18 protein-coding genes and 2 pseudogenes are annotated in these 22515 nt (G+C 73.5%); 13 read left to right on the top strand and 7 right to left on the bottom strand.

Annotated elements, in window-relative coordinates; all coding sequences use genetic code 11:
• Nucleotides 1-5: 5 nt before the first annotated feature.
• The 5 genes from AB0M79_RS00650 to AB0M79_RS00630 are packed head-to-tail and all read right to left on the bottom strand — an operon-like array spanning nt 6 to nt 5036.
• Nucleotides 6-1166: an MFS transporter gene (locus AB0M79_RS00650; protein WP_364206387.1), complete on the bottom strand. Its 1161-nt coding sequence runs from the start codon at nt 1164-1166 to the stop codon at nt 6-8.
• Complete coding sequence (locus tag AB0M79_RS00645; RefSeq protein ID WP_364206385.1) at nt 1163-1933, bottom strand: SDR family oxidoreductase; 771 nt, start codon at nt 1931-1933, stop codon at nt 1163-1165. The genes AB0M79_RS00650 and AB0M79_RS00645 overlap by 4 nt, the downstream gene beginning before the upstream one ends.
• Nucleotides 1918-2883 carry a sulfotransferase gene (locus AB0M79_RS00640; protein ID WP_364206383.1) on the bottom strand — a complete coding sequence of 322 codons (966 nt, stop codon included), beginning with the start codon at nt 2881-2883 and terminating at the stop codon, nt 1918-1920. Before AB0M79_RS00640 ends, AB0M79_RS00645 begins: the two co-directional genes overlap by 16 nt.
• Nucleotides 2880-3734 carry a family 3 encapsulin nanocompartment shell protein gene (locus AB0M79_RS00635; RefSeq protein ID WP_364206381.1) on the bottom strand — a complete coding sequence of 285 codons (855 nt, stop codon included), beginning with the start codon at nt 3732-3734 and terminating at the stop codon, nt 2880-2882. Before AB0M79_RS00635 ends, AB0M79_RS00640 begins: the two co-directional genes overlap by 4 nt.
• Before the next feature lie 12 nt (nt 3735-3746).
• Complete coding sequence (locus tag AB0M79_RS00630) at nt 3747-5036, bottom strand: aminotransferase class I/II-fold pyridoxal phosphate-dependent enzyme (RefSeq protein ID WP_364206379.1); 1290 nt, start codon at nt 5034-5036, stop codon at nt 3747-3749.
• 290 nt (nt 5037-5326) lie between these two features.
• Between AB0M79_RS00630 and AB0M79_RS00625 the strand changes: the two genes are divergently transcribed.
• From AB0M79_RS00625 to AB0M79_RS00600, 6 genes and pseudogenes are all read left to right on the top strand, one after another.
• Nucleotides 5327-7015, top strand: a complete 1689-nt coding sequence (locus AB0M79_RS00625; RefSeq protein ID WP_364206377.1) for an AMP-binding protein — start codon at nt 5327-5329, stop codon at nt 7013-7015.
• The gene (locus AB0M79_RS00620; protein ID WP_364206375.1) at nt 7012-8160 is read left to right on the top strand and encodes an acyl-CoA dehydrogenase family protein; all 1149 of its coding nucleotides are present in this window, start codon (nt 7012-7014) and stop codon (nt 8158-8160) included. Before AB0M79_RS00625 ends, AB0M79_RS00620 begins: the two co-directional genes overlap by 4 nt.
• A 72-nt stretch (nt 8161-8232) precedes the next feature.
• A pseudogene (locus AB0M79_RS00615) lies at nt 8233-8768 on the top strand (PadR family transcriptional regulator).
• Complete coding sequence (locus AB0M79_RS00610; protein WP_364206373.1) at nt 8765-9463, top strand: ABC transporter ATP-binding protein; 699 nt, start codon at nt 8765-8767, stop codon at nt 9461-9463. The pseudogene AB0M79_RS00615 and the gene AB0M79_RS00610 overlap by 4 nt, the downstream one beginning before the upstream one ends.
• A complete protein-coding gene (locus AB0M79_RS00605) occupies nt 9460-10962 on the top strand; it encodes an FtsX-like permease family protein (RefSeq protein ID WP_364206371.1) in 1503 nt (500 codons plus the stop codon). The genes AB0M79_RS00610 and AB0M79_RS00605 overlap by 4 nt, the downstream gene beginning before the upstream one ends.
• Before the next feature lie 259 nt (nt 10963-11221).
• Nucleotides 11222-12637, top strand: a complete 1416-nt coding sequence (locus tag AB0M79_RS00600) for a DUF1996 domain-containing protein (RefSeq protein ID WP_364206369.1) — start codon at nt 11222-11224, stop codon at nt 12635-12637.
• A gap of 130 nt (nt 12638-12767) precedes the next feature.
• On the opposite strand, the gene AB0M79_RS00595 is transcribed toward AB0M79_RS00600, so the two are convergent.
• Nucleotides 12768-13352, bottom strand: coding sequence for a DUF305 domain-containing protein (locus AB0M79_RS00595; protein WP_364206367.1), 585 nt, complete (start codon nt 13350-13352; stop codon nt 12768-12770).
• A 256-nt stretch (nt 13353-13608) separates the two neighbouring features.
• Here AB0M79_RS00595 and AB0M79_RS00590 point away from each other — a divergent pair, with 256 nt between their 5' ends.
• From AB0M79_RS00590 to AB0M79_RS00560, 7 genes and pseudogenes are all read left to right on the top strand, one after another.
• Nucleotides 13609-16257: a discoidin domain-containing protein gene (locus AB0M79_RS00590; protein WP_364206365.1), complete on the top strand. Its 2649-nt coding sequence runs from the start codon at nt 13609-13611 to the stop codon at nt 16255-16257.
• Between the two features lie 87 nt (nt 16258-16344).
• Entirely contained in the window at nt 16345-17256 is a 912-nt protein-coding gene (locus AB0M79_RS00585) for a bifunctional helix-turn-helix transcriptional regulator/GNAT family N-acetyltransferase (RefSeq protein ID WP_364206363.1), read from the top strand.
• A gap of 14 nt (nt 17257-17270) precedes the next feature.
• Nucleotides 17271-17978 (top strand): RraA family protein, encoded by a 708-nt coding sequence (locus AB0M79_RS00580; RefSeq protein ID WP_364206361.1) that lies wholly within the window; start codon nt 17271-17273, stop codon nt 17976-17978.
• Between the two features lie 25 nt (nt 17979-18003).
• A complete protein-coding gene (locus tag AB0M79_RS00575) occupies nt 18004-18540 on the top strand; it encodes a hypothetical protein (RefSeq protein WP_364206359.1) in 537 nt (178 codons plus the stop codon).
• 83 nt (nt 18541-18623) lie between these two features.
• The gene (locus tag AB0M79_RS00570) at nt 18624-19478 is read left to right on the top strand and encodes a S1 family peptidase (protein ID WP_364206357.1); all 855 of its coding nucleotides are present in this window, start codon (nt 18624-18626) and stop codon (nt 19476-19478) included.
• Between the two features lie 65 nt (nt 19479-19543).
• Nucleotides 19544-19654 (top strand): annotated as a pseudogene (locus AB0M79_RS00565) (restriction endonuclease); the annotation flags it as partial.
• Nucleotides 19655-19767: 113 nt separating this feature from the next.
• A complete protein-coding gene (locus AB0M79_RS00560) occupies nt 19768-20796 on the top strand; it encodes a VOC family protein (RefSeq protein WP_364206355.1) in 1029 nt (342 codons plus the stop codon).
• A gap of 89 nt (nt 20797-20885) precedes the next feature.
• On the opposite strand, the gene AB0M79_RS00555 is transcribed toward AB0M79_RS00560, so the two are convergent.
• On the bottom strand, nt 20886-22289 hold the full coding sequence (locus tag AB0M79_RS00555) for a GH1 family beta-glucosidase (RefSeq protein WP_364206353.1): 1404 nt from the start codon (nt 22287-22289) through the stop codon (nt 20886-20888).
• Nucleotides 22290-22515: the final 226 nt, after the last annotated feature.

Raw genomic sequence — 22515 nt, 5'->3', positions numbered from 1 at the left:
CCCGGTTATACCCGCTGCGGCGCGGGCGCGCGCATCGCTGTGGCGAACGCCCCGATCGCCGCCGCGGTCGCGGCCAGCCCGGCGGCCAGCACGAACACCCAGCCGTACCCGATCAGCGCGACCGCGCCGGTGACCAGGCCGGCGACGCCGAGCCCCAGGTCCCAGAACGAGGTGTACGCGCCGAGCGCCGTACCCCGGTCCCGCTCCGCCGACCGGCGGATCACCAGCAGCGCGAGCGCCGGATAGAGCAGCGTGAACCCGCCGCCCATGACCAGCGCGCCGACCGCGGCGACCCAGAACGTCGGGGCGAGGGCGATCAGCAGCAGGCCGGCCGCCTCGGCGAGCCCGCAGAAGACGACGACGGGGCGCGGCCCGACCCGGTCCGGCAGCCGGCCGAAGACCAGCCGGACCAGCACGTACGCGGCGCCGAAGAGGCTGAGCAGCACCGCGCCGTGGCCGATGCCCCGGTCGGCCAGGTGCAGGGCGACGAAGCCGGTGAGCGCGGCGTACCCGAACGCCGACAGGGCCAGTGCGGTCCCGGGCAGGACGACCGGCCGGGGGAGCAGCCGGGCCGGCCCGGCCTCGCCGGGCACCGTACCGGGCAGGGCGGCGACGACCGCGACGGCGGCCAGCGGCGCCAGCGCGGCCAGGGTCCACACCGCCGGGTAGCCGACCCCGGTACGCAGCAGGTGCCCGACCATCGGGCCGAGGGTCCAGCCGCCCCACATCGCCAGCCCGTAGTAGCCGACGATCTCGGCGCGGCGGTGCGCCGGGGCGAGCGCCACCACCCACACCGAGCCGGCGGTGAAGACGACCGCCTCGGCCAGCCCCATCAGTACCCGGGTGGCCAGCAGCCCGGGCAGTCCGGCCGGCACCGCGTAGGCGGCGCCGACCAGGGCGGCGAGGACGCAGCCGGCGACCATCACCGGACGGCTGCCGTGGCGCTGGGCCAGCCGGCCGGCGTACGGGCGGCCGAGCAGCGCGGCGATGCCGGACAGCGCGAACGCCAGCCCGACGGTGAACTGCGAGCCGGCGAGCCGGTCGAGCACCAGCGGCGGGAGCACCGGCACCACGGCGCCGAACGCGACGAAGACGATCAGCAGGGTGACCAGCAGCCCGCCGACGACGACGCCCCAGCGCGGCCCGGTGGTCGGTACGGCGGTCACCCGATTCCCCGGGTCGCGCCGCCGTCGACCAGCAGGCAGGTGCCGGTGACGAAAGCGGCCGGCCGCCCGGCGAGGAAGGCGACGACGGCGCCGAAGTCGGCGGCGTCGCCGACCCGGCCGAGCGGGATGCCGGCGCCGATGTCGGCGAGCCGGGCGTCGGCGTCGGCGCCGAACTGGCGCCGTAGCCCCGGCGTGTCGTGGTAGCCCGGCGCCAGCACGTTGACGGTGATCCCGCCGGGGCCGAGCGAGGTGACCAGCGAGCGGGCGAAGCCGAGCAGGCCGGGCCGTACGGTGCTGGACAGGCCGTAGTGCGGGATCGGCTGGCGGACGGTCTCCGAGGCGACCAGCAGGATCCGGCCCCAGCCGGCGGCCCGCAGGTGCGGCAGGGCGGCCAGGGCGAGCCCGATGTGCGGCAGCAGCGCCGTCTCCACCGCGGTGCGGTAGCCGTCGAGACCGAACGCGTCGACGGGGCCGGGCGGTGGGCCGCCGCCGTTGCTGACCACGATGTGCACCGCGCCGAAGTCGCGGGCGGTGGCCGCAACCCAGCCGGCGACGGCGGCCTCGTCGCCGATGTCGACGGCGTACGCGCCGACCTTGCCGGCCCCGGCGGCGGTCAGTTCCGCCGCGGTGGCGGCCAGCCGGTCGGGGTCGCGGGCGCAGATCGACAGGGCGCAGCCCTCGGCGGCCAGGGCGTGGGCGGCGGCCCGGCCGAGCCCGCTGGTGGCGCCGGCGACCAGCGCGACCCGGCCGGCTATTCCGAGATCCATGGGTGGCCTCCCTGGCGGCGGAAGGGGTAGCCGTACCGGCTCAGCACCGGACTGGCGATCAGGGTGGCGAGCAGCCCCGGCCCGGCCGGCAGCCGCGCCTTCCAGCCGTCGTCGGGCCGGATCCGCACCGGCCCGTGCACCAGCCGGTCGGGGTTGCCGGTGACGGTGTGGTTGACGCCGAGCACCGCCTCGCCGTCGGCGGTCACCGGCGGCGGGTCGGGCAGCCCGGCCAGGGCCAGCACCCGGGCCAGCGCCGCCCGCGGGTCGCGGGTGAAGTCCTCGTAGCGCAGCCGCAGGTAGCGGTCGGGGGCGGCCCGGCCGATCCGGTCGGAGGCGACGTTCGCGGCGGTCCAGTAGCCGGTGCTGCGGGTGACGCCCATCGCCGGAATGTACGCCTTGGGCCGCCGCCAGGAGTGTGCGCTGGCCCGCGGGTCGCGGATCAGGTGCAGGATCCGCAGGTCGAGGTCCTCGCGGCGGAGCAGGGCGGCGGCCTCGGCCGGGTATTTCGAGCCGTCGACGACGAGCCGGGCGCCGGTCTGGGCGGTGATCGCCCGGTAGCAGCCCACCATCCGGTCGAGGGCGGCGGTCACCGCCGGCGCGCCGTCGGCCGGCGCGGTCCGGTGCGCGACCGACTCGCGCAGCCGGGCGCCGGTGTGCCGGGTACGCAGGTAGCCGCGCTGGACGTCGAGCATCCGGCGGGCGACCCGCGCCGGATCGGGGGTGGCGACGGTGGCCAGCACCTTGCTCCACAGTGGGCAGTCGGCGACCTGTTCCCCGCAGCCGCAGGAGGTGTTGGTGCCCTGCCGCAGCACGCCGTTGCGCCACAGGTAGTGCAGCTCGCCGACGTGCACCACACCGGTGAGCTCGCCGAGCAGGTTGCCGAGCACGGTCGAACCGCTGCGGCACCAGCCGGTGACGTACAGGACCCGGGGCGGCCCGGCCGCCGTCACTGCCGCTCCAGCAGCAGGAAGTGCTGTGGCAGGTGCACGGCCAGCCCGACCGGCAGCGCGGCGGTCACCAGGTCGGCGCCGTCCGGCCCGGCGCCGGGCCGCAGCGACAGCGTCGACACGCCCGGCTCGACCAGGGTCACGGCGGCCCGGAAGTCGCCGAACAGCATCAGGTCGGGCGCGATCATCCGGGTGCGGCTGACCCGTACGCCGGCCTCGGCGAGGCGGCCGAGCAGCCCGTCGTGGACCAGCTCCCAGTAGCGGTCGGGGTGCACCACGATCCCGTCGCAGGAGCCGCCCATCTCCTCCACCCGCGCGGCGGCCCGGACCACCTCGGCACCCAGCGGTCCGGGCGCCGCCCGGCGGTGCAGCCCCGGCAGGTGGAGCAGGCCGGTGATCGCGCCGTCGGCGCTGCCGTGCAGGAAGACCTCGTTCTCCACCGTGCACAGCCGCACCACGACCCGGTGGTCGACGAAGGCGGCGAGCAGGGCGGGATCGTCGGTCAGGCCGGCCGGCAGCGGCACAGCGGCGGCGAGTTCGGTCAGCTTCGTCTGCGCCAGCCGCGGGCGGAACCGGGCCTCCGGGGTGGCGCCGTAGCGGTCCCCGGACGACTGCGGGCCGTCCGGGGCCGGGGGTTCGGCGACGAACCGTACGGTCTCGTCGACGACGGTCGCGGTCTTCAGCAGGTGCCGTACGGTGTAGCGCGGCCGGTGCGCGGCCAGCGGGAACGTGGTCGGCAGCGACACCGCGAGCCGGACGGTGACCGGCCCGCCCCGGTCGGCGGCGACGGCGCGGGCGAACTCCTCACCGGGGCCGCGGTGGGTCAGGTTCGGGTCGGCGAGCAGATAGCGCATCGTGGTCCCCGTTCAGCCGGGCGGGAGGGCGGGCAGCACCCGGGTCACCGCCGCGACGAGCTGGTCGCAGTCGTCGGCGGTGAGGTTGGCCGACAGCGGGATGTCGATGGCCTCGTCGAGGTGCCGGGCGGTCCTGGGCCAGCGGGCCCGGGCGGCGGCCGGGTCGGGGCCGACCAGGAACCGCCAGTTCCAGAAGACCCGTACGTTGGTGTCGCCCGGGTCGGCCAGGGCGCGGGCGTCGATCCCCTCGGCGCGGATCGCGGCGGCGAACCACGCGGACTGGGCCGCCGTGGCGCCCGGCAGCCGGAAGACCAGCGCCTCGCCGAGGTAGGCGCCCGGGGCCACCGGCCGGCGCAGCGCCACCCCGGGCAGGTCGGCCAGGCCGGCGGCCACGTGGGCGTAGTTGCGGTGGTGGGCGGTGAGCTTGGCGGGCAGCCCGGTGAGCAGCGCGCCGGCCAGGGCGGCCCGGATCTCGTCCATCCGTACGCCGAAGATGGGGTGGGCCAGGTCGTCGACGGGCGGGCGGTCGCCGCCGAAGTGCCGGGCCAGCCGCCCCTCGTACGCCCCGCTGAACACCACCGCGCGGGCGTAGAGTTCCGGGTCGTCGGTGAGCAGGAAGCCGCCCTCGCCGGTGTTGAGGGCCTTGTCGGACTGGGTGGAGAAGGCACCGGCCCGGCCGAACGTCCCCAGTGGACGGCCGTCGAGCGCGGCGCCGAGCGCGGGCACCGCGTCCTCGATCACGGGTACGCCGTATTCGGCGGCCAGGGCGCAGATGGCGGGCATGTCGCCGGCGAAGCCGCGCATGTGCACCACGACGATGGCGGCGACCCCCTCGGCGAGCGCCCGGCGCAGGTCATCGAGGTCGAGGTGCAGGTCCTCGTCGCACTCCACGACGACCGGCCGGTGGCCGGCGAGCAGGATCGCGCTGGGCGTGGCGGCGAAGGTGAACGCCGGGCAGGCGACGGGGGAGCCGGCCGGCAGGCCCAGGCCGAGCAGGCCCAGCGCGATCGCGGTGGTGCCGCTGGCGCAGGCCAGTGCGTGCCGTACGCCGAAGTAGTCGCACAGGCCCTGTTCGAACCGTCCGGTGTGGGTCTCGGCGTGCGGGCGGGTGTCGTAGCGGAAGTAGCGCCGCTCGCGGATGGCGCCGATGGCCGCCTGCTCGTCGGCCTCGCTGATCCAGACGTCGCCCTTGTCGTACGTCGGCCAGGGGCGGGTCCGGATGGGGGTGCCGCCGAGGACGGCCGGTGGGCCGGGCGGACCGATGGTCGGGGGACTGGTGGCGCTGTCGCCGTGGGTCAACATCGGAACCTTCTCCTGGTCAGAGTCGGGCCCTGCTCCGCGTGGTGGGCGGGATACGCTCGGCGACGTTACGCGGGGTCGTTAACAATTGCCAGTCCGCAAGTTTCCTGTTGATTGCAGATCTTGCATTGATGCTGGTCGTTGCAGGCAATCTTTTTTGCGAAAGTCCTTGATCGCGGTCGGCTCTTGCTTGATCACGCTGTGTTGGTCAGGATGGGCGGGCGGTCCACTGGCGACACCCCCACCGCCGCGAGGTGGCACCGCCGACGCTCCACGTCAGGAGGCGACCCCCGATGACGACCCCCCTGCCCGACCACAGCCCGCCGGCCTACCGGGCGGCCGGCTGGTGGCGCGACCGGACCATCCTCGACGACCTGCGCGACGGCGCCCGCCGCCACCCCGACAAGCCGGCCGTCGTCTGCTACCACGCCGACGGGGCACCCACCGAGACCGTCACCTACGCCGAACTGCTCGCCCACACCGGCCGGTTCGCCGCCGCACTGCGCGACCTCGGCGTCGGCCCCGGCGACGTCGTCACCCTCCAGATGCCCAACTCCTGGCAGTTCGTCGCCCTGTGCCTGGCCACCTTCCGGCTCGGCGCGGTCGTCAACCCGGTCATCCCGATCATGCGGCGCCGCGAGGTCGAGCACATGGTCGGCCTCACCGGCAGCCCTGTCTACGTCGCTCCCGCCCGGCTGCGCGACTTCTCGTACGCCGACCTGGCCGCCGAGGTGGCCCGGGCCGTACCGGGCCTGCGCCACCGGGTGCTGCTCGACGCCCCCGCCACCCCGCCCGGGACCGGCGGCGACCCCGCGGTGGTCGACTTCGCCGCCGCCTTCCTGCGCGCCGACCTGCCGGCCGACGCCGACCACCCGGAGGCTCTCCCGGACGACCTCGCCCAGATCATGTTCACCTCCGGCACCACCGGCGAGCCCAAGGGCGTGATGCACACCCACAACACGCTGCACGCCCTGGTCCGCACCGAATACGAGGCACTCGGCCTGACCGGCGACGACGTGATCGCGATGGGCTCGCCCCTGACCCACCAGGCCGGATTCGCCTACTGCTTCCTCATGCCGCTCACCCTCGGCGCCACCGCCGTGCAACTCGACGCCTGGCGGCCAGACCTGATGCTGCGGGTGATCGAGGAGCGGCGGGTCACCTTCTCGATGGGCGCGCCGACCTTCCTGGTCGACCTGATCGACGCCCAGCGCCGCGCGCCGCGCGACCTTTCGTCGCTGCGCAGTTTCGCCTGCGGCAGCGCCCCGATCGCCCCGGTCGTCGCCGAACGGGCCGCGGAGGTGCTCGGCACCCGGGTCTACGCGCTGTGGGGGATGACCGAGAACGGCACGGTCACCATCACCCGGCCCGCCGACCCGCCCGACCTGGCCACCCGCAGCGACGGCTCGCCGCCGCCGTGGATGGAGGTCCGCATCGCCGACGACGCCGGCGACCCGGTGCCCGCCGGGCAGACCGGCCGGTTGCTCGTCCGCGGCGCCAACCAGTGCCTGGGCTACTACCGGCGCCCCGAACTGTACGAGTCGTGTGTGGACGCCGACGGGTGGTTCGACACCGGCGACCTGGCCCGCGACGACGGCCACGGCGGCATCCGCATCGCCGGCCGGGTCAAGGACGTCATCTCCCGCGGCGGCGAGAAGATCCCGGTGGTCGAGGTCGAGGCGGCCCTGCTGCGCCACCCGGCCGTACGCGACGTGGCCCTGATCGGCTATCCCGACGAGCGGCTCGGCGAACGCGCCTGCGCGGTCCTGGTCGCCGACGCGCCGCTGACCGTGGCCGACCTCCAGGCACACCTCGGCGCGCTGGACATGGCCCGGCAGTACTGGCCGGAACGGGTCGAGGTCGTCGACGCCCTGCCGCGCACCCCGTCCGGCAAAATCCAGAAGTTCATCCTCAGTGGACGGTACGCGGCCGGCCCGGCCCGGGCCGACGGCGCCCCGGACGGACCGGCGGTGGCCGCGTGAACTTCGACCTCACCCCCGAGCAGGAAGAGTTGCGCGCCCGGATCCGGGCCTTCGCCGCCACCCACGTCGCACCCGACTACCAGGCCGCCGACGCCCGCGGCGCCCCCCGCCCCGGCCTCTACGCCGACCTGGCCGGCGCCGGCCTGCTCGGGCTGCGGATCGCCACCGGGTACGGCGGGCTCGGCCGCGACGCGGTCAGCACCGGCGTCGCCCTGGAGGAGTTGGCCCGCGCCGACTTCAACGCCTGCTACCCGGCGCTGAACGCCGCCCTCATCGCCGACGTGCTGGCCGCCAACGGCGACCAGGCCCAGCGCGACCGCTGGCTGTCCCCGATCGCCGACGGCTCGGCGATCGTCGCCCTGTGCCTGACCGAACCCGACCACGGCACCGACGCCGCCGCCGTCGAGATGCGCGCCGAACCCGACGGCGACAAGGGCTGGCGGCTGTCCGGCGTCAAGAGCTCCATCATGCTCGGCGGCTACGCCACCCACGGCCTGGTCTTCGCCCGCACCGGCGCGGCCGGCCCGCACGGCATCACCGCCTTCTACGCCAAGCTCGACGACGCCCACGTCGCCCGGCGTACGACAACCGACGTCGGCAACCGCTCGGCCGGCCGGGCCGAACTCACCTTCGACGCCCTGCCGGTCGACGCCGACGACGTCGTGGCCGGCCCCGGCCTCGGCTTCGTGCAGGTGATGCGCGGCTTCGACTACTCCCGCGCCCTGATCAGCCTGATCTGCGTCGGCGCCGCCTCCGCCTCCCTCGACGAGGCGTTCGACCACGCCCGCGAGCGGCACGCCTTCGGCCAGCCGATCGGCCGGTTCCAGGGCCTGTCGTTCCCGCTGGTCGAACACGCCACCTACCTGCACGCCGCCCGGCTGCTGGCGTACGAGGCACTGTGGCGCAAGGACGCCGGGCAGGACCACCGGCTGGCCGCCAACATGGCCAAGTGGTGGGCGCCCCGTGCCGCGTTCGAGGCGGCCCACCAGGCGCTGCTCACCTTCGGCCAGCACGGCTGGGGCGACGAGAGCCCGCTCGGCCAGCGGATGCGCGACGTGATGGGGCTGGAGATCGGCGACGGCACGGCCCAGGTCACCAAGCTCGTGGTCGCCCGCCTGCTGCTCGGCCGCGACAGCGCGCCCTGACCCGCCGACCACACCCGCCGGCCGCTGGCCCGCGCTTGACGTCAGCTATTCATTCAGTGAATAGTGGCCCGCATGTCGACGGCACACGTGCTGCTGGGCCTGCTCGCCGGGGCCCGCAGCACGGATACGAGCTGAAGCGGTCCCACGACGAACGGCTGCCCCGGGTCAAACCGGTGGCCTACGGCCAGGTATACGCCACCCTCGGCCGGCTCGAACGTGACGGCCTCGTCGAACCGGCCGGCCAGGACCGCGACGGTGGACCCGACCGCACGTCGTACCGGCTGACCGAGGGCGGCGAGGTCGCGCTGTCCGACTGGCTCGCCACCGTCGAGCGGCCGGCGCCGTTCGTCACCGGCGCCCTGTTCGTCAAGGTCGTCGTCGCGATCCTGGTCTCCGGCGCCGACCGGGCGCGGGCCTACCTGGTCGCCCAGCGCCAGGCGCACGTCGACCGGCTGCGCGAACTCACCGCGGTCAAGACCGATCCCGGGGCGAGCCTCGGCGAGGTCGTCGCCGCCGACTACGCGATCGTCCATCTCGACGCGGACCTGCGCTGGGTGCAGAACACCCTCGACCGCGTCACCGAACTGCACCGGGAGATACGGGGATGACTTTCCTGCGGGCACGAGGAGTGGTTAAGTCGTACGGGCACACACCCGCTCTGCGCGGCGTGAGCGTCGACGTCGACGAGGGTGAGATCGTGGCGGTGACCGGGCCGAGCGGGTGTGGCAAGTCCACGCTGCTGCACTGTCTGGCCGGAATCCTGCGCCCCGACGCCGGCGAGATCCGCTACCGCGACCAGCGCGTCGACGCCCTGCCCGAGGCGACCCGCTCCCGGCTGCGCCGTACCGAGTTCGGCGTGCTCTTCCAGTTCGGTCAGCTCGTCGCCGAACTGACCGCCGCCGAGAACGTGGCCCTGCCACTGCTGTTCGCCGGCACCGGCCGGCGCGAGGCCCGCGTCGCCGCGCTCACCTGGCTCGACCGGCTCGGCGTCGCCGACCTGGCCGACACCCGGCCCGGCGAGATGTCCGGCGGCCAGCAGCAACGGTGCGCGGTCGCCCGTGCCCTGGTCACCGAGCCACGGGTGCTCTTCGCCGACGAACCCACCGGTGCCCTCGACTCGCTCACCGGCGAGCAGGTGCTCATCCAACTGGTCCGGCTCGCCCGCGAGCAGCGCACGACGGTCGTCCTGGTCACCCACGACGTCCAGGTGGCCGGCTACGCCACCCGGGAGGTGACCATGCGCGACGGCGGCATCGACCCGACCGGCCTCGGCCTGGCCACGTCCGTCCGGTACCCGCGATGAGGCCGTCGGTCCTGCTCCGGCTCTCCCTGGCCGGCACCCGTACGGACCTCATGCGGGTCGTGCTCACCGCCGTCAGCATGCTGCTCGCGACGCTCGCCGTACTTGCCGCGCTGAACGTCCTGGCGATCTCGACGCCCCTCGCGGTGGCCGACGAGACCGGTGCGCGGCTGTCGACGCAGTATTCCAACGCGTTGCTGCGCGAGCCCGGGCTACGGGGCGGCACCGCGCTGGCCCTGGTGCTGCTGACCATCCCGATCCTGGCCCTTGCCGGGCAGTGCTTCCGGGTGGGCGCGCCGGCCCGTGAGCGGCGGCTGGCCGGCTTCCGGCTGGCCGGTGCCTCGCCCCGGCAGGCGGTGCTGGTCGCGGTCGCCGAGACCGGGATCGCAGCCCTGCTCGGCACCCTCGCCGGACTCGGCGTCTTCCTCGCCGGCCACGAACTGCTGCACCGACCGGACAGGCGGGGGCAGCTGCCGCTGCCGACCGACGTGCTGCCCGCCGGGCCCGGGGTCGTCGCCACCGTGGTGGGGCTGCCGTTGCTCGCCGCCCTGGTCACCGCACTGCTGATGCGCCGGGTCGTGGTCGGCCCGCTCGGGGTCGTCCGGCGGTCGGGGCGTACCGGCGCACCCGCGCCCTGGCCCGGCATCCTCATCGCGGTCGGCGCCGCCCCGTTCGTCACCCTGATGCCGCTGAGCCGCTGGCTCGCCGAGCAGGACGTGCCGAACTGGCTGGCACCCCTGGCGCTCTTCCTCGGCGCACTCTTCGCCGCCGCCGGCGTGATTCTCGGGACCGGATGGCTCTCGTACACCGCCGGGCGGCTGCTGCTCCGGATCGGCCGGGGACCGGCGACGCTGCTCGCCGCGCGGCGGCTCGTCGCCGACCCGTGGACCGGCAGCCGTACCCTGGCCGCGCTACTGGCCTGCATGCTCTTCGCCGGCGGCGCGGCCGGCGTGCGGGCCTGGATCACCACCGGCCGCGACGTGCAGGAGGAGGCCAGCCGGGCGGACGCCGCCGCGCAGGGCTACCCGTACGACCCGAGCGGCTCGGACTTCTACTCCCGAACCCTCGACCTGGTCGACCTGGCTGTCGGGGTGGGGGTGGTGATCGCGGCCGGTGGCCTGCTCGTCGCGCTCGCCGAGAGCATCGTGGCCCGGCGCCGCGCCTACGCCATGCTCGTCGCCACCGGTGTGCCCCGCCGGACCCTGGCCGCCTCGATCGTCTGGCAGGTGGCGGCCCCGGCCGTACCGGCGGTCGGGCTCGCGCTGGTCGTCGGCGCGCTGCTGCCCCGCGGGATCGCGACCGAGGTCGGCGTCGTCCGGATGGAGGGCTGTGTCGACGGTGTGTGCGCCCGGTCCGAGGAGTCCGTGCGCGCGATTCCGGTGCTGTGGGACCACCTGCTCGTGTTCGGTGCCGGCGGGGTGGCGACGGTGCTGTTCATGACCGCGGTCGGGCTGCTCTTCCTGCGGGCGAGTACGGCTGTCGAGGAGTTGCGCGTCGGCTGACCCGCCCCGGTTCTCGCTCGGGGGTCCTTCCTCGGCAAACCGCCAGGGAACCCGTGATCATCAGCTGTCCGGCAGCTCGACACGCCGTACCTGTGCCGGCGGAACGACTAACGATCACCACGCACCCCCGGCCCATCGCCGCGAATCGGCGCGGATACGGCAGAGATCGATGTATTGACGTCTCGCAACATGGGCGTAACCTTCTTTGGAGAGCGCTCTCCAAACACATCGCCTCCCATCACACCCCGCAGGAGATCTGATGTCATCCACCCCCATCGCGGCACGCCCGCGGTATCCAGGGCTCAGGCGGCTCGTCGCGCCGCTGGCCGTCACCGCGCTCGTCGCCTCGGCACTCGTCGCCGGCCCGCTCAACTCCGCCGACGCCGCGGCCGCCCTGCTCTCCCACGGGCGCCCGGCCGCATCCTCGTCCAACCAGGGCGCCGGAACCCCCGCCTCGGCGGCGTTCGACGCCGACGTCCACACCCGCTGGTCCAGCGCCGCCGCCGATCCGCAGTGGATCCGCGTCGACCTCGGCTCGCGGTCCACGATCAGCCGGGTCGAGTTGCAGTGGGAGGCCGCGTACGCGACGGCGTACCAGATCCAGACCTCCGACGACACGTTCACCTGGAGCACGATCTACTCGACCACGACCGGTACCGGCGGCAACCAGACCCTGGACGTCACCGGCACCGGCCGCTACGTACGGCTGCTCGGCACCGCCCGGGGCACCATGCACGGCTACTCCCTGTGGGAGTTCCGGGTCTTCGGTACGACGGGTGGCGCCCCGCCGACCACCCCGCCGCCCGGCAACGGGTACGTGCCGGCCAACCCGCCGGTGACCGGTGTGGTGCCGTCGACGCACCGCCCGCCGAACAAGGAGCACCGCGAGTTCCAGGCGAACTGCGCCCCGACCCATCACCTGCCGGACGACCCGATCGTCTTCCCCAACCTGGCGGGCGCCTCGCACTACCACACCTTCATGGGCAGCCCGACGACCAACGCCTACAGCACGCTGGCGTCGCTCCAGGCCGGCGGCACCTCGTGCCGGGTGCCGGCGGACCGGTCCGGCTACTGGATGCCGACCATGTACAACGGCAACCAGCTCATCTCACCCGCCGGCCACCAGGTCATCTACTACAAGTCGGGGGTCATCGACTACACCAGCGTCCGGCCGTTCCCGCCCGGCCTGCGGTACGTCGTCGGCAGCCCGACCGCCACCGCCGCCGACTTCATCGCCGGCTCGGTCGAGGGCTGGGAGTGCGGGGACAGCTACGACAACGCGGACTTCCCGGCGTGGTGCCCGCCCGGCACCCAGCTCAACGTGCGCTACCAGTCGCCGAGCTGCTGGGACGGGCGCTGGCTGGACACCCCTGACCACAAGAGCCACATGGCCTACCCGGTCAACGGGATCTGCCCGACCAGCCACCCGGTTGCCGTGCCGATGATCGAGTTCAAGATGGCGTTCCCGGTCAGCGGGGACATGTCCCAGGTGCGGCTGTCGAGTGGACGCGGCTACTCGTTCCACTACGACTTCTTCAACGCCTGGGAGCCCCCGACCCTGGCCGCCCTGGTCAACCACTGCATCCGCGGCGGCCTCCAGTGCGACGCCCGTGGCTTCGACCTGTACAACCCGCAGGCCGGCGCCGCCCTGAACGAGGACTACGAACTCCCGTAACCCCCTCGATGATCCGCGTGATCAGGGAGTAGGTCCGGCGTGTCGCCGGCGTGCCGGGCCGCAAACTCCCTGATCACGCGGATCTTGCGCGGGGGCGCGCCCGGCGCGCGCCGGCGCGCTGCGGGGTGGGTCAGGGAGCGGTGAGCTGGTCCAGGCGGGTGAGGTAGGTGGTGCGGGCCCGGGTCATCTCCCCGGCCAGCGCGACGGTCGCGGCGTCGGCGCCGGACTCCTGCTCGCCGCGCGAGACCCGGGCCGACTGGTCGACGTGTTCGCGCAGGCGGTCGTGGAACAGCCGGTCGAACTCGGCGCCGGTGGCGGCCCGTAGGGCGTCGAGCTGCACGGCGGTCACCATGCCCGGCATGTCATGACCCTCGTGCGGGTTGGTCCCGTCCAGCCCGGCGAGGGTACGCAGGTGCCGCAGCCGGGTCAGCTCGGCCAGGTGGGCGGCGTGGATCTCACCGGCGAGCCGGCGCAGGTCCGGATCGGTGCCCCGGGCGACGGCCAGTTCGAGCAGCGGCAGGGTCCGCTCGTTCATCGGGATCATCAGTTGCACCCAGGCGAGGTCGGTGCCGTTGAAGCTGGTCGAGGGCGTGGCCGCGGCGGGCGGTCCGGGGTCCGCGCCGGGTGCGCCGCCGTTCGTCGTGGCGCAGCCGCCGGCGAGCAGCGCGGCCAGGCAGGCGACCGCGACGACGGGGGGAGTGGTCGACCGGTGCATCACGATCACCTTCTCGGTGCGCTGATGGGAGAGCGCTCTCGCCCGCCAGTCTCCGAGTCTTGGCGACGGGTGTCAATGTCCGGGGCGCGGCCGGCGCCGACCTGGGAGAGCGCGGCCGGAAGGTCGGACACGTATTGACGTGGGCCGTGGTCCGGCGCAACACTCGGGTTCTGTTGGAGAGCGCTCTCCAATCTTGTTCCCGTCCCCGTCCGGCGGATCCCGACCGGATGCCCCTCGTCACGACAGGTAGGAAGACATGAGAACAGGAGCACTCCCCGTACCCAATGCCCGACGCCGCCGCCGACGCCCCGGTGCCGTGCTGGCGGCGGCCCTTGCCGCCGTGCTGGCCGCGGTCGGCGTCGTCGGCTCGGTCACCGCGGCCAGTGCCGCGGATACGTTGTTGTCGTTGGATCGGCCGGCGTTGGCGTCGTCGGTGCAGGGTGTGGATCTGGCGGCGTCGAATGCGTTCGATGGTGATCCGGGTTCGCGGTGGGGTTCGGTGTGGGCTGATCCGCAGTGGGTTCGGGTTGATCTGGGATCGTCGGCGTCGGTGTCGCGGGTGGTGTTGCGGTGGGAGGGTGCGTTCGCGCGGTCGTTCCAGGTTCAGACGTCGGATGACGGCAACAGTTGGACGTCGATCTACTCGACGACGTCGGGTGTGGGTGGTGTGCAGTCGCTTGATGTCAGCGGCACGGGTCGGTATGTGCGGATGTATGGCACGGTGCGGTCGTCGGGGTACGGCTACTCGCTTTACGAGTTCGAGGTGTACGGCACGTTCGGCGGCGGCCCGACCCCGACCCCGACCCCGACGCCCGGCGCGTGCGGCACGACGAACGCCGCCCAGGGCCGCCCCGCCACCGCCTCGTCGGCCGAGAGCGCCGGCATGGCCGCGTCGGCGGCGGTGGACGGCAACACCGGCACCCGCTGGTCGAGCCAGTTCACCGACCCGCAGTGGCTGCGCGTCGACCTCGGCCAGACCCGCACCATCTGCCAGGTCGTGCTCGCGTGGGAGGGGGCGTACGGCCGGGCCTTCCAGATCCAGACGTCGAATGACGGCAACACCTGGACGAGCATCTATTCCACGACGACCGGTGCCGGCGGTACGCAGACGTTGAACGTGACCGGTTCCGGGCGTTACGTTCGGATGTACGGCACCGCGCGGGGCACCGGATACGGCTATTCACTGTGGGAGTTCAGGGTGTTCACGACAGGCGGTGGCGGTGATCCGGTCGAGCCGACCGACCCGCGCAACCCCAACTTCGGCCCCAACACGTTCGTGTTCGACCCGTCGACGCCGACGTCGACCATCCAGAGCCGGCTCGACACGATCTTCACCGGCCAGGAGACCAACCAGTTCGGGCCGCAGCGCTACGCGGTGCTGTTCAAGCCCGGCAACTACACCGCCGACGTCAACCTCGGCTTCTTCACCCAGGTCGCCGGCCTCGGCTTTTCACCCGACGACGTCAACCTCAACGGCCACGTACGCGTCGAGGCGGACTGGTTCGGTGGCAACGCAACCCAGAACTTCTGGCGGGCGGCCGAGAACCTGTCGGTGACCCTGCCGTCCAATGTGCAGGTCGAGCGGTGGGCGGTGTCGCAGGCGGCGCCGTACCGGCGGATGCACCTGCGCGGCAGCCAGAACCAGATCCAGCTCTGGAACGGCGGCGACGGCTGGTCGAGCGGTGGCCTGATGGCCGACACCAAGATCGACGGCCTGGTGGTCTCCGGTTCGCAGCAGCAGTGGTTCTCCCGCAACAGCGAGTTCGGCGCCTGGACCGGATCGGTCTGGAACATGGTCTTCACCGGGGTCACCGGCGCCCCGCCGCCGCACTTCCCGAACCCCTCGCACACCGTGATCAACCAGACCCCGGTCGTACGGGAGAAGCCGTTCCTCTACGTCGACGGCACCGGTGAGTACCGGGTCTTCGTGCCGGGGCTGCGTACCAACTCGCAGGGCACGAGCTGGTACGGCAAGACCCCGGTCGGTACGTCCATCTCGCTGAGCCAGTTCTTCATCGTCCGGCCCGGCACCGCCGCGGCGACCGTGAACGCGGCCCTGGCCCAGGGGAAGAACCTGCTCTTCACCCCCGGCGTGCACCGGGTCGACCAGACCATCCAGATCAACCGCGCCGACACCGTCGTACTCGGACTCGGCCTGGCCACCCTGCAGCCGCAGGGCGGCGTCGTGCCGATGAAGGTCGCCGACGTCGGCGGGGTCAAGGTGGCCGGCATCATGTTCGAGGCCGACCAGGTCAACTCGCCGATGCTGATGGAGGTCGGGCCGCCCGGCTCGTCCGCCGACAACTCGGCGAACCCGATCTCGCTGCACGACGTCTTCTTCCGGATCGGCGGCCCGGGCGTCGGCCGGGCCACGACCACGCTGACCATCAACAGCGACGACGTGATCGGCGACCACCTGTGGCTGTGGCGGGCCGACCACGGCGCGGGCGTCGGCTGGACCGTCAACACCGCCGACACCGGACTGATCGTCAACGGTGACGACGTCACCATGTACGGCCTCTTCGTCGAGCACTACCAGAAGTACCAGACCATCTGGAACGGCAACCGTGGCCGGACCTACTTCTACCAGAACGAGATGCCGTACGACCCGCCGAACCAGGCGGCCTGGATGAACGGTTCGTCGCGCGGCTACGCCGCGTACAAGGTGGCCGACACCGTCGACACCCACCAGGCGTGGGGCCTCGGCAGCTACTGCGTCTTCACCTCCGACGCGTCCATCGTGGCCGACCGTGCCTTCGAGGTGCCCAACCGGCCCGGCGTCCGCTTCACCAACATGGTGACCGTGTCGCTGGGTGGCGTGGGCACCATCAACCGGATCATCAACGACACCGGTCCGACGGCGAACTCGACGACACCCACGGTCTACCTGACCAACTATCCGTAGCCGTACCCGATCGTCCGCCCGGGACCGTGACGCGGTCCCGGGCGGACACCGTTGATCCGGCCGACATTCTCTGACTAGAGTCAGAGAATGCACGCTGAGTGGATCGAACAGGTCCGGCGCTTCAACCGGACCGTCACCCAACGCGTCGGCGCCCTCGACGACGCCTTTCTCTCCCGCGACCGGCCGCTCGGCCAGGCCCGGCTGCTCTGGGAGATCGGCACCGGCGCCAGCGAGGTACGCGACCTGCGCGCCCGCCTCGACCTCGATTCCGGCTACCTCAGCCGGCTGCTGCGCGCACTACAGGCCGACGGGCTGGTCGTCGTCGAGGCGGCCGACGCCGACGGCCGCGTACGCGAGGTCCGGCTCACCGCCGACGGCCGGACCGAACTGGCCGAACTGGACCGGCGCTCCGACGAACTCGCCGCCTCGATACTCCAGCCGCTCAACGAGCACCAGCGCGACCGCCTCGTCACCGCCATGGCCGATGTCGAGCGCCTGCTCACCGCCTCCATGGTCCGCATCGACCCCGTCGACCCCGGCCACCCGGCCGTGCGGCACTGCCTCCAGGCGTTCTTCGCCGAACTCGCCGGCCGCTTCGAGGAGGGCTTCGACCCCGGCGTCAGCCGCACCGCCGACCACACCCAGATCACCCCGCCGGCCGGGCTGCTGCTCGTCGCCACCCTGCACGACGAGCCGGTCGGCTGCGGCGCGTTCCGGCTGCGCCCGGGGCCGCCCGGCACCGTGCCGCCCGGGCCCGACGGGTACGCCGAACTGAAGCACATGTGGGTGTCACCCGCCGTACGGGGGCTGGGACTCGGTCGTCGCCTCATCGCCGAACTGGAGGCCCACGCCGCCGCGGCCGGGGTGCGTACGGTCCGGCTCGACACCCACCGTGCCCTGGTCGAGGCGGTCGGCCTCTACAAGGCGGCTGGATACCGCGAGATCGACGCGTACAACGACGAGCCGTACGCCGACCACTGGTTCGAGAAGACCCTCTGAAAGGAGCGGGTGGCATGGACCACCAGGAACTCCAGCGCCGGTTCGCGACCCTGACCAGCGCGCACGTCGCCGACGCCTGCATCCGGGCCCAGGTCCCGGTACGGTGCGCGCCGGCCGCCGTGCGGGCCGTCGACCCCGGCAGCCGGGTGGCCGGACGGGTGCTGCCGACCCGGCACGCCGGCAGCGTCGACATCTTCCTCGAGGCGTTCGAGAGCGCCGCGACCGGTGACGTCCTCGTGGTCGACAACGGCGGCCGGCTCGACGAGAGTTGCGTCGGCGACCTGGTGGTGCTGGAGGCCGCGAGCGCCGGCCTGTCCGGCGTCGTCATCTGGGGGCTGCACCGCGACACCGTCGACATCCGGGCGATCGGGCTGCCCGTCTTCAGCGTCGGCACGACCCCGACCGGCCCGCAACGGCTCGACGACCGGCCGTACGACGCCCTGAAGTCCGCGACGGTCGGCGAGTGGACGGTCGACGGTGCCGACCTCGTCCTCGGCGACGACGACGGGGTGCTGTTCGTGCCGGCCAGCAGTGCCGGCGACGTCCTTGCCCTGGCCGAGAAGATCCGGGACACCGAACGCCGCCAGGCCGACCGGATCCGGGCCGGGGTGTCGCTGCGCGAGCAGGTACGGTTCGCCGACTACCTCGCCGACCGCCGGGAGACGCCGACCCGGACGTTCCGCGACCACCTGCGCGCCGTCGGCGGCGCCATCGAGGAATGACGCACCCGGCCGCTATGGTGCCGGGGTGCGCGACGACGAACTGCTCGGCCTGATCCGCGACACCCCCTGGATCGCCGACCTGCTGGCCCGCTTCGACTTCGACACCGGCCGGGTGGAGAACGGTCCACCCGAGCCGGTGCGCCTGCCGAACGGCGCCCCGCTCGAGATGGTCGCCGGTGACGCCTCGGGCGGGGCGTTCCTGCTCGCCGGCACCGGCGACCGGCGGCCGGTGGTCTACGCCGGCTCCGAGGGGCAGGGTGGCCTCGTCGCGGCCGGCCTGCGCGACGCGCTCGCCCTGGTCGTCGGGCTTCCCAGCATCCACGACGCGCTCGGCGTCCCCGTCGGCGAGGACGGCGGCCGGAAGCTGCGGGCCTGGCTGGCGGAGGCCGACGACGAGATCCGCGAGGACCTGCCCGACCTCGACGCCGACCGGGCCCGGTTGCGTGCCGCGCTCGATCTTCCGGAGGCCGACGGCCTGCTCGAGGCGCTGCACGCCGCCGCGGCCGACGAGGCATACCGGCCGGTCAGCGACCGCGGCGATCGTTACGAATCGATGCTCTGACCGGCGCGGCGGGTGTTTGAAAGCTGGTCGATGCAGGTGGATGCTGTATTGCATCTATCTACATCGATCAGTCGGAGGTCCGTATGCGCCGTCTCCCGATCCTCGCCCTTCTCGCGGTGGTGTTGCTCGCCGTCCCGACCGCGGCCCACGCCAGACCGACCGCACCCGATCCGGCCCGCGCCACGGCGATCCTCGCCGAGGTGCGCACCGCCGGCACGGCCTGGCTCCTCGATCCCGCCACCGGGCGGATGACCCTCACCGTCGACGACACGGTCGGTGCCGCGCGGCTCGCCGTGCTGCGGGCGGCCGCCGGCCGGGCCGGCGCCGTCGTACGCCACGAGCCCGGCCGCCTCACCACCCTCATCGCCGGCGGGGAAGCCATCTACACACCCCCGGCCGGGCGGTGCTCGCTCGGCGCGAACGTCAGCCGCGGCGGCGTGGCCTACTTCGTGACCGCCGGACACTGCACCGCGGTCGGCAGCACCTGGTACGCGGCCGGAGATCCGATGCCCCAGCTCGGCACCCGTGTCGGGAGCAGCTTCCCGGTCGACGACTACGGTCTGGTCCGCTACACCAACACCGCCGTGCCGCACCCGAGCGCCGTCCACACCTACCCGGGGCAGCTCACCCTCACCGGGGCCGGCGGCGCCTACGTCGGCCAGCGCGTGTGCCGCAGCGGCTCCACGACCGGGGTCCGGTGCGGGACGGTCACCGGCCTGAACGTGACCGTGCACTACGCCCAGGGCTCGGTGTACGGACTGATCCGCACCAACATCTGCGCCGAGCCGGGCGACAGCGGCGGGCCGCTCTACGACCCGGCCACCGGCAAGCTGCTCGGCATCCTCTCCGGCGGCAGCGGGAACTGCACCTCCGGTGGCACCACCTACTACCAGCCGATCCTGGAGGTCCTTGCCGCGTACGGCGTGACCGTCCCCTGACCGCACCGCCGCCCCGGTCCCGCCGCCCCGGTCCGCCCGGACCGGGGCGGCGCAAGGCCGTGTGCGACGTGCACGGCGTCCCGCTCGGCGCCCGGCCGGGGATCCGGATGCCGGCCGCCGACCACCTGCGCTGGCATCGCCGCTGGGTCTTCAAGGGTGAGGCGCTGGCCGCGTAGCCGGGCGGACGCGCCTCGTCGTGATCGTGTTCCCGCGACTTAGTTGTACGCTCAACTACAGGCGCGGGTCGCGCGCCGCCCGACGCCCTGCCGCGACGAAGGGATCACACCCCGTGCCCAAAGCCACCCGCCGTCCGCCGGCCAGAACCTCCGCCGCCCGCCGACCCCGCCGACGCGACCGGAAACGGTCCTGGATCTCCGGTGCCGCCGTGCTCGTGGTGATCGGCGTCGTGGCCGCGCTCGGGTGGCACCTCACCCGCCCCGGCGCCGCCGACGAGGGCACGCGGCCACCGGTGAGCGCGCTCGGCGCCGGCACCCGGATGGGGCCGGTGGAACTGCGTACCGCCGACCTCGACGCGCTGCGCGGGTTCTACACCGAGGGCGTCGGGCTCAGCGTGGTCAGCCAGGACGACCGGGAGGTGATCCTCGGCGTCGACGGGAGCCGGCTGCTGCGGCTCGTCGCCGCGGAGGCGCCCGCCGACGACCCCGGGCAGGCCGGCCTCTACCACTCGGCGTTCCTCTTCCCGGACGAGGCGGCCCTCGCCGAGGCCCTCCTGCGTACCGCCCGGGTGGCGCCCACCGCCTTCCAGGGCGCCTCCGACCACCGCGTCAGCCAGGCGTTCTACTTCGCCGACCCGGAGGGCAACGGCGTCGAACTCTACGTCGACCGGCCGCGCGAGCAGTGGCGCTGGCAGGACGGGCTCGTGGTCATGGGCAGTGCCGCCATCGACCCGAACGCGTTCGTCGCCGAGCACCGGGGCCGGGGCGCCACCGGGCCGGACGCGGGCGCCGTGACGATGGGGCACGTCCACCTGCGCGGCGGCGACCTGGCACAGGCCGAATCCTTCTACGCCGACACCCTCGGCTTCGCCGTCACCGCCCGCAGCGACGGCGCGCTGTTCCTCGCCGCCGACGGATACCACCACCATCTGGCGGTCAACACCTGGTCGTCGGCCGGGGCCGGCACCCGGCCGGACTCGCTCGGGCTCGGGTCGGTGGCCGTCCACGTCGCCGGGAGCGGCGAACTCGACGCGCTGGAGCGGCGGCTGACCGGCGCCGGGGTGGCGTACGAGCGCGGCGACGGGTCCGTCGTCGTCCACGATCCGTGGGGCACCCGGGTGACGGTCAGCGTGGCCGGCTGACCGGTGGGTGGCCCGGCCGCCGTGGGAAGCGGCCGGGCCACCGGGCGGGTGCCGCTCGCCCTTTCACGGCACCCTGCGAAGCCGCCCGCCTACCGGTGGGGGAGACCGCCGGCCGCGATCACGTCCCGGTACCAGTGGGCGCTGTCCTTCAGCGTCCGTACCTGGGTGTCGTAGTCGACGTGGACGATGCCGAACCGCTTGCTGTAGCCGTACGCCCATTCGAAGTTGTCCAGCAGCGACCAGACGAAGTAGCCGCGCAGGTCGACGCCGGCGGCGATCGCCTCGTGCGCGGCGGCCAGGTGTGCGCGCAGGTAGGCGACGCGGTCCGGGTCGGCGACCCGGCCGTCCGGGCCGACCTCGTCGGGGAACGAGGCGCCGTTCTCGGTGACGTACACCGGCAGGTCGCCGTAGTCGCGCCGGAACCGCAGCAGCAGGTCGCGCAGCCCGGTCGGGTCGATCGACCAGCCCATGCCGGTGGTCGGCCCGGGCGTGGGGTGGAACGCGACGTCCTCGCCGGTCGGGTACGGCGTGCCGGCGTCGACCCGGCCGGCGGGGGCGGCCCCGACCAGGTCGGGCTGGTAGTAGTTGACGCCCAGCGCGTCGACCGGGGCGGCGATGACGGCGAGATCGCCGTCGTGGACGTACGACCAGTCGGTGAGTGTCGCGGTGTCGGCCTGGATGTCGGCGGGATAGCCACCCCGGAAGATCGGGTCGAGGAAGAGCCGGTTGAGCAGGCCGTCGATCCGCCGGGCGGCGTCGAGGTCGGCGGGCGCGTCGCTGACCGGGCGGACGGCACCGGCGTTGAGCGCGATCGAGACCTGGGACCCGGGGGCGGCGGCCCGCAGGGCCTGGACGGCGCGGCCGTGGGCGAGCAGCAGGTGGTGCGCGGCGGTCAGCGCCTGCCGGTGACCCCGCCGGCCGGGGGCGTGGCCACCGGAGCCGTAGCCGAGGAACGCCGAGCACCAGGGCTCGTTGAGCGTGTTCCACATCGACACCCGGTCGCCGAGCCGGCCGGCGACGGCGGCGGCGTAGTCGGCGAACCGGCCGGCGGTGTCGCGGTTGGTCCAGCCGCCGGTGTCCTCGAGTTCCTGCGGCAGGTCCCAGTGGTAGAGCGTGGCGACCGGGCGGATGCCGGCGGCGAGCAGGGCGTCGACCAGGCGTTCGTAGAAGTCGAGGCCGGCCGGGTTGATCCCGCCGCCGGCCGCCCGGACCCGGGGCCAGGCGATGGAGAACCGGTAGGCCGCCAGCCCGATCCGGGTCATCAGGCCGATGTCCTCGGGGTATCGGTGGTAGTGGTCGGCGGCGCGTTCCCCGGTGTCGCCGCGGTCGGTGCGGCCGGGGGTGGCGGCGAACGTGTCCCAGATGGACGGGGTACGGCCGTCGGCGGCCACCGCGCCCTCGATCTGGTAGGCGGCGGTCGCCGCACCCCACCAGAACCCGGGCGGGAACCGCATCTCGGCAGCCTGTGCCGCCGGCACCGCCAGCGTGCTCATCCGATCACACCACTTTCCTTGTCCGACGGAGCCTTGGACGGGCCGGGTGGGAGAGCGCTCTCCAGCCAGCCTCCAGATTGCCGGGCGGACGGAACCCGTGTCAAGGAGGCGTTCCGGGCCGGCCGGCGCCCGCGAGGGCGGGCGGTCGCGTACATCGATGCTCTTGACATGTCTGAAAAGTGGGCGTAACACTTCCTGCAACTATGGAGAGCGCTCTCCGACTCCG

It is taken from the genome of Polymorphospora sp. NPDC051019 (assembly GCF_040683055.1).
Lineage (GTDB): Bacteria > Actinomycetota > Actinomycetes > Mycobacteriales > Micromonosporaceae > Polymorphospora > Polymorphospora lycopeni.
The sequence above is the reverse complement of the archived record's forward strand: the minus strand, read 5'-3'. Positions and strand labels throughout refer to the sequence as shown.

Excerpts from the sequence above, each read along its gene's own strand:
- AB0M79_RS00645 (WP_364206385.1), bottom strand. The coding sequence starts at position 1,933 with ATGGATCTCGGAATAGCCGGCCGGGTCGCGCTGGTCGCCGGCGCCACC.
- AB0M79_RS00635 (WP_364206381.1), bottom strand. The coding sequence starts at position 3,734 with ATGCGCTATCTGCTCGCCGACCCGAACCTGACCCACCGCGGCCCCGGT.
- AB0M79_RS00630 (WP_364206379.1), bottom strand. The coding sequence starts at position 5,036 with ATGTTGACCCACGGCGACAGCGCCACCAGTCCCCCGACCATCGGTCCG.
- AB0M79_RS00625 (WP_364206377.1), top strand. The coding sequence starts at position 5,327 with ATGACGACCCCCCTGCCCGACCACAGCCCGCCGGCCTACCGGGCGGCC.
- AB0M79_RS00610 (WP_364206373.1), top strand. The coding sequence starts at position 8,765 with ATGACTTTCCTGCGGGCACGAGGAGTGGTTAAGTCGTACGGGCACACA.
- AB0M79_RS00605 (WP_364206371.1), top strand. The coding sequence starts at position 9,460 with ATGAGGCCGTCGGTCCTGCTCCGGCTCTCCCTGGCCGGCACCCGTACG.
- AB0M79_RS00600 (WP_364206369.1), top strand. The coding sequence starts at position 11,222 with ATGTCATCCACCCCCATCGCGGCACGCCCGCGGTATCCAGGGCTCAGG.
- AB0M79_RS00595 (WP_364206367.1), bottom strand. The coding sequence starts at position 13,352 with ATGCACCGGTCGACCACTCCCCCCGTCGTCGCGGTCGCCTGCCTGGCC.
- AB0M79_RS00590 (WP_364206365.1), top strand. The coding sequence starts at position 13,609 with ATGAGAACAGGAGCACTCCCCGTACCCAATGCCCGACGCCGCCGCCGA.
- AB0M79_RS00585 (WP_364206363.1), top strand. The coding sequence starts at position 16,345 with ATGCACGCTGAGTGGATCGAACAGGTCCGGCGCTTCAACCGGACCGTC.
- AB0M79_RS00580 (WP_364206361.1), top strand. The coding sequence starts at position 17,271 with ATGGACCACCAGGAACTCCAGCGCCGGTTCGCGACCCTGACCAGCGCG.
- AB0M79_RS00570 (WP_364206357.1), top strand. The coding sequence starts at position 18,624 with ATGCGCCGTCTCCCGATCCTCGCCCTTCTCGCGGTGGTGTTGCTCGCC.
- AB0M79_RS00555 (WP_364206353.1), bottom strand. The coding sequence starts at position 22,289 with ATGAGCACGCTGGCGGTGCCGGCGGCACAGGCTGCCGAGATGCGGTTC.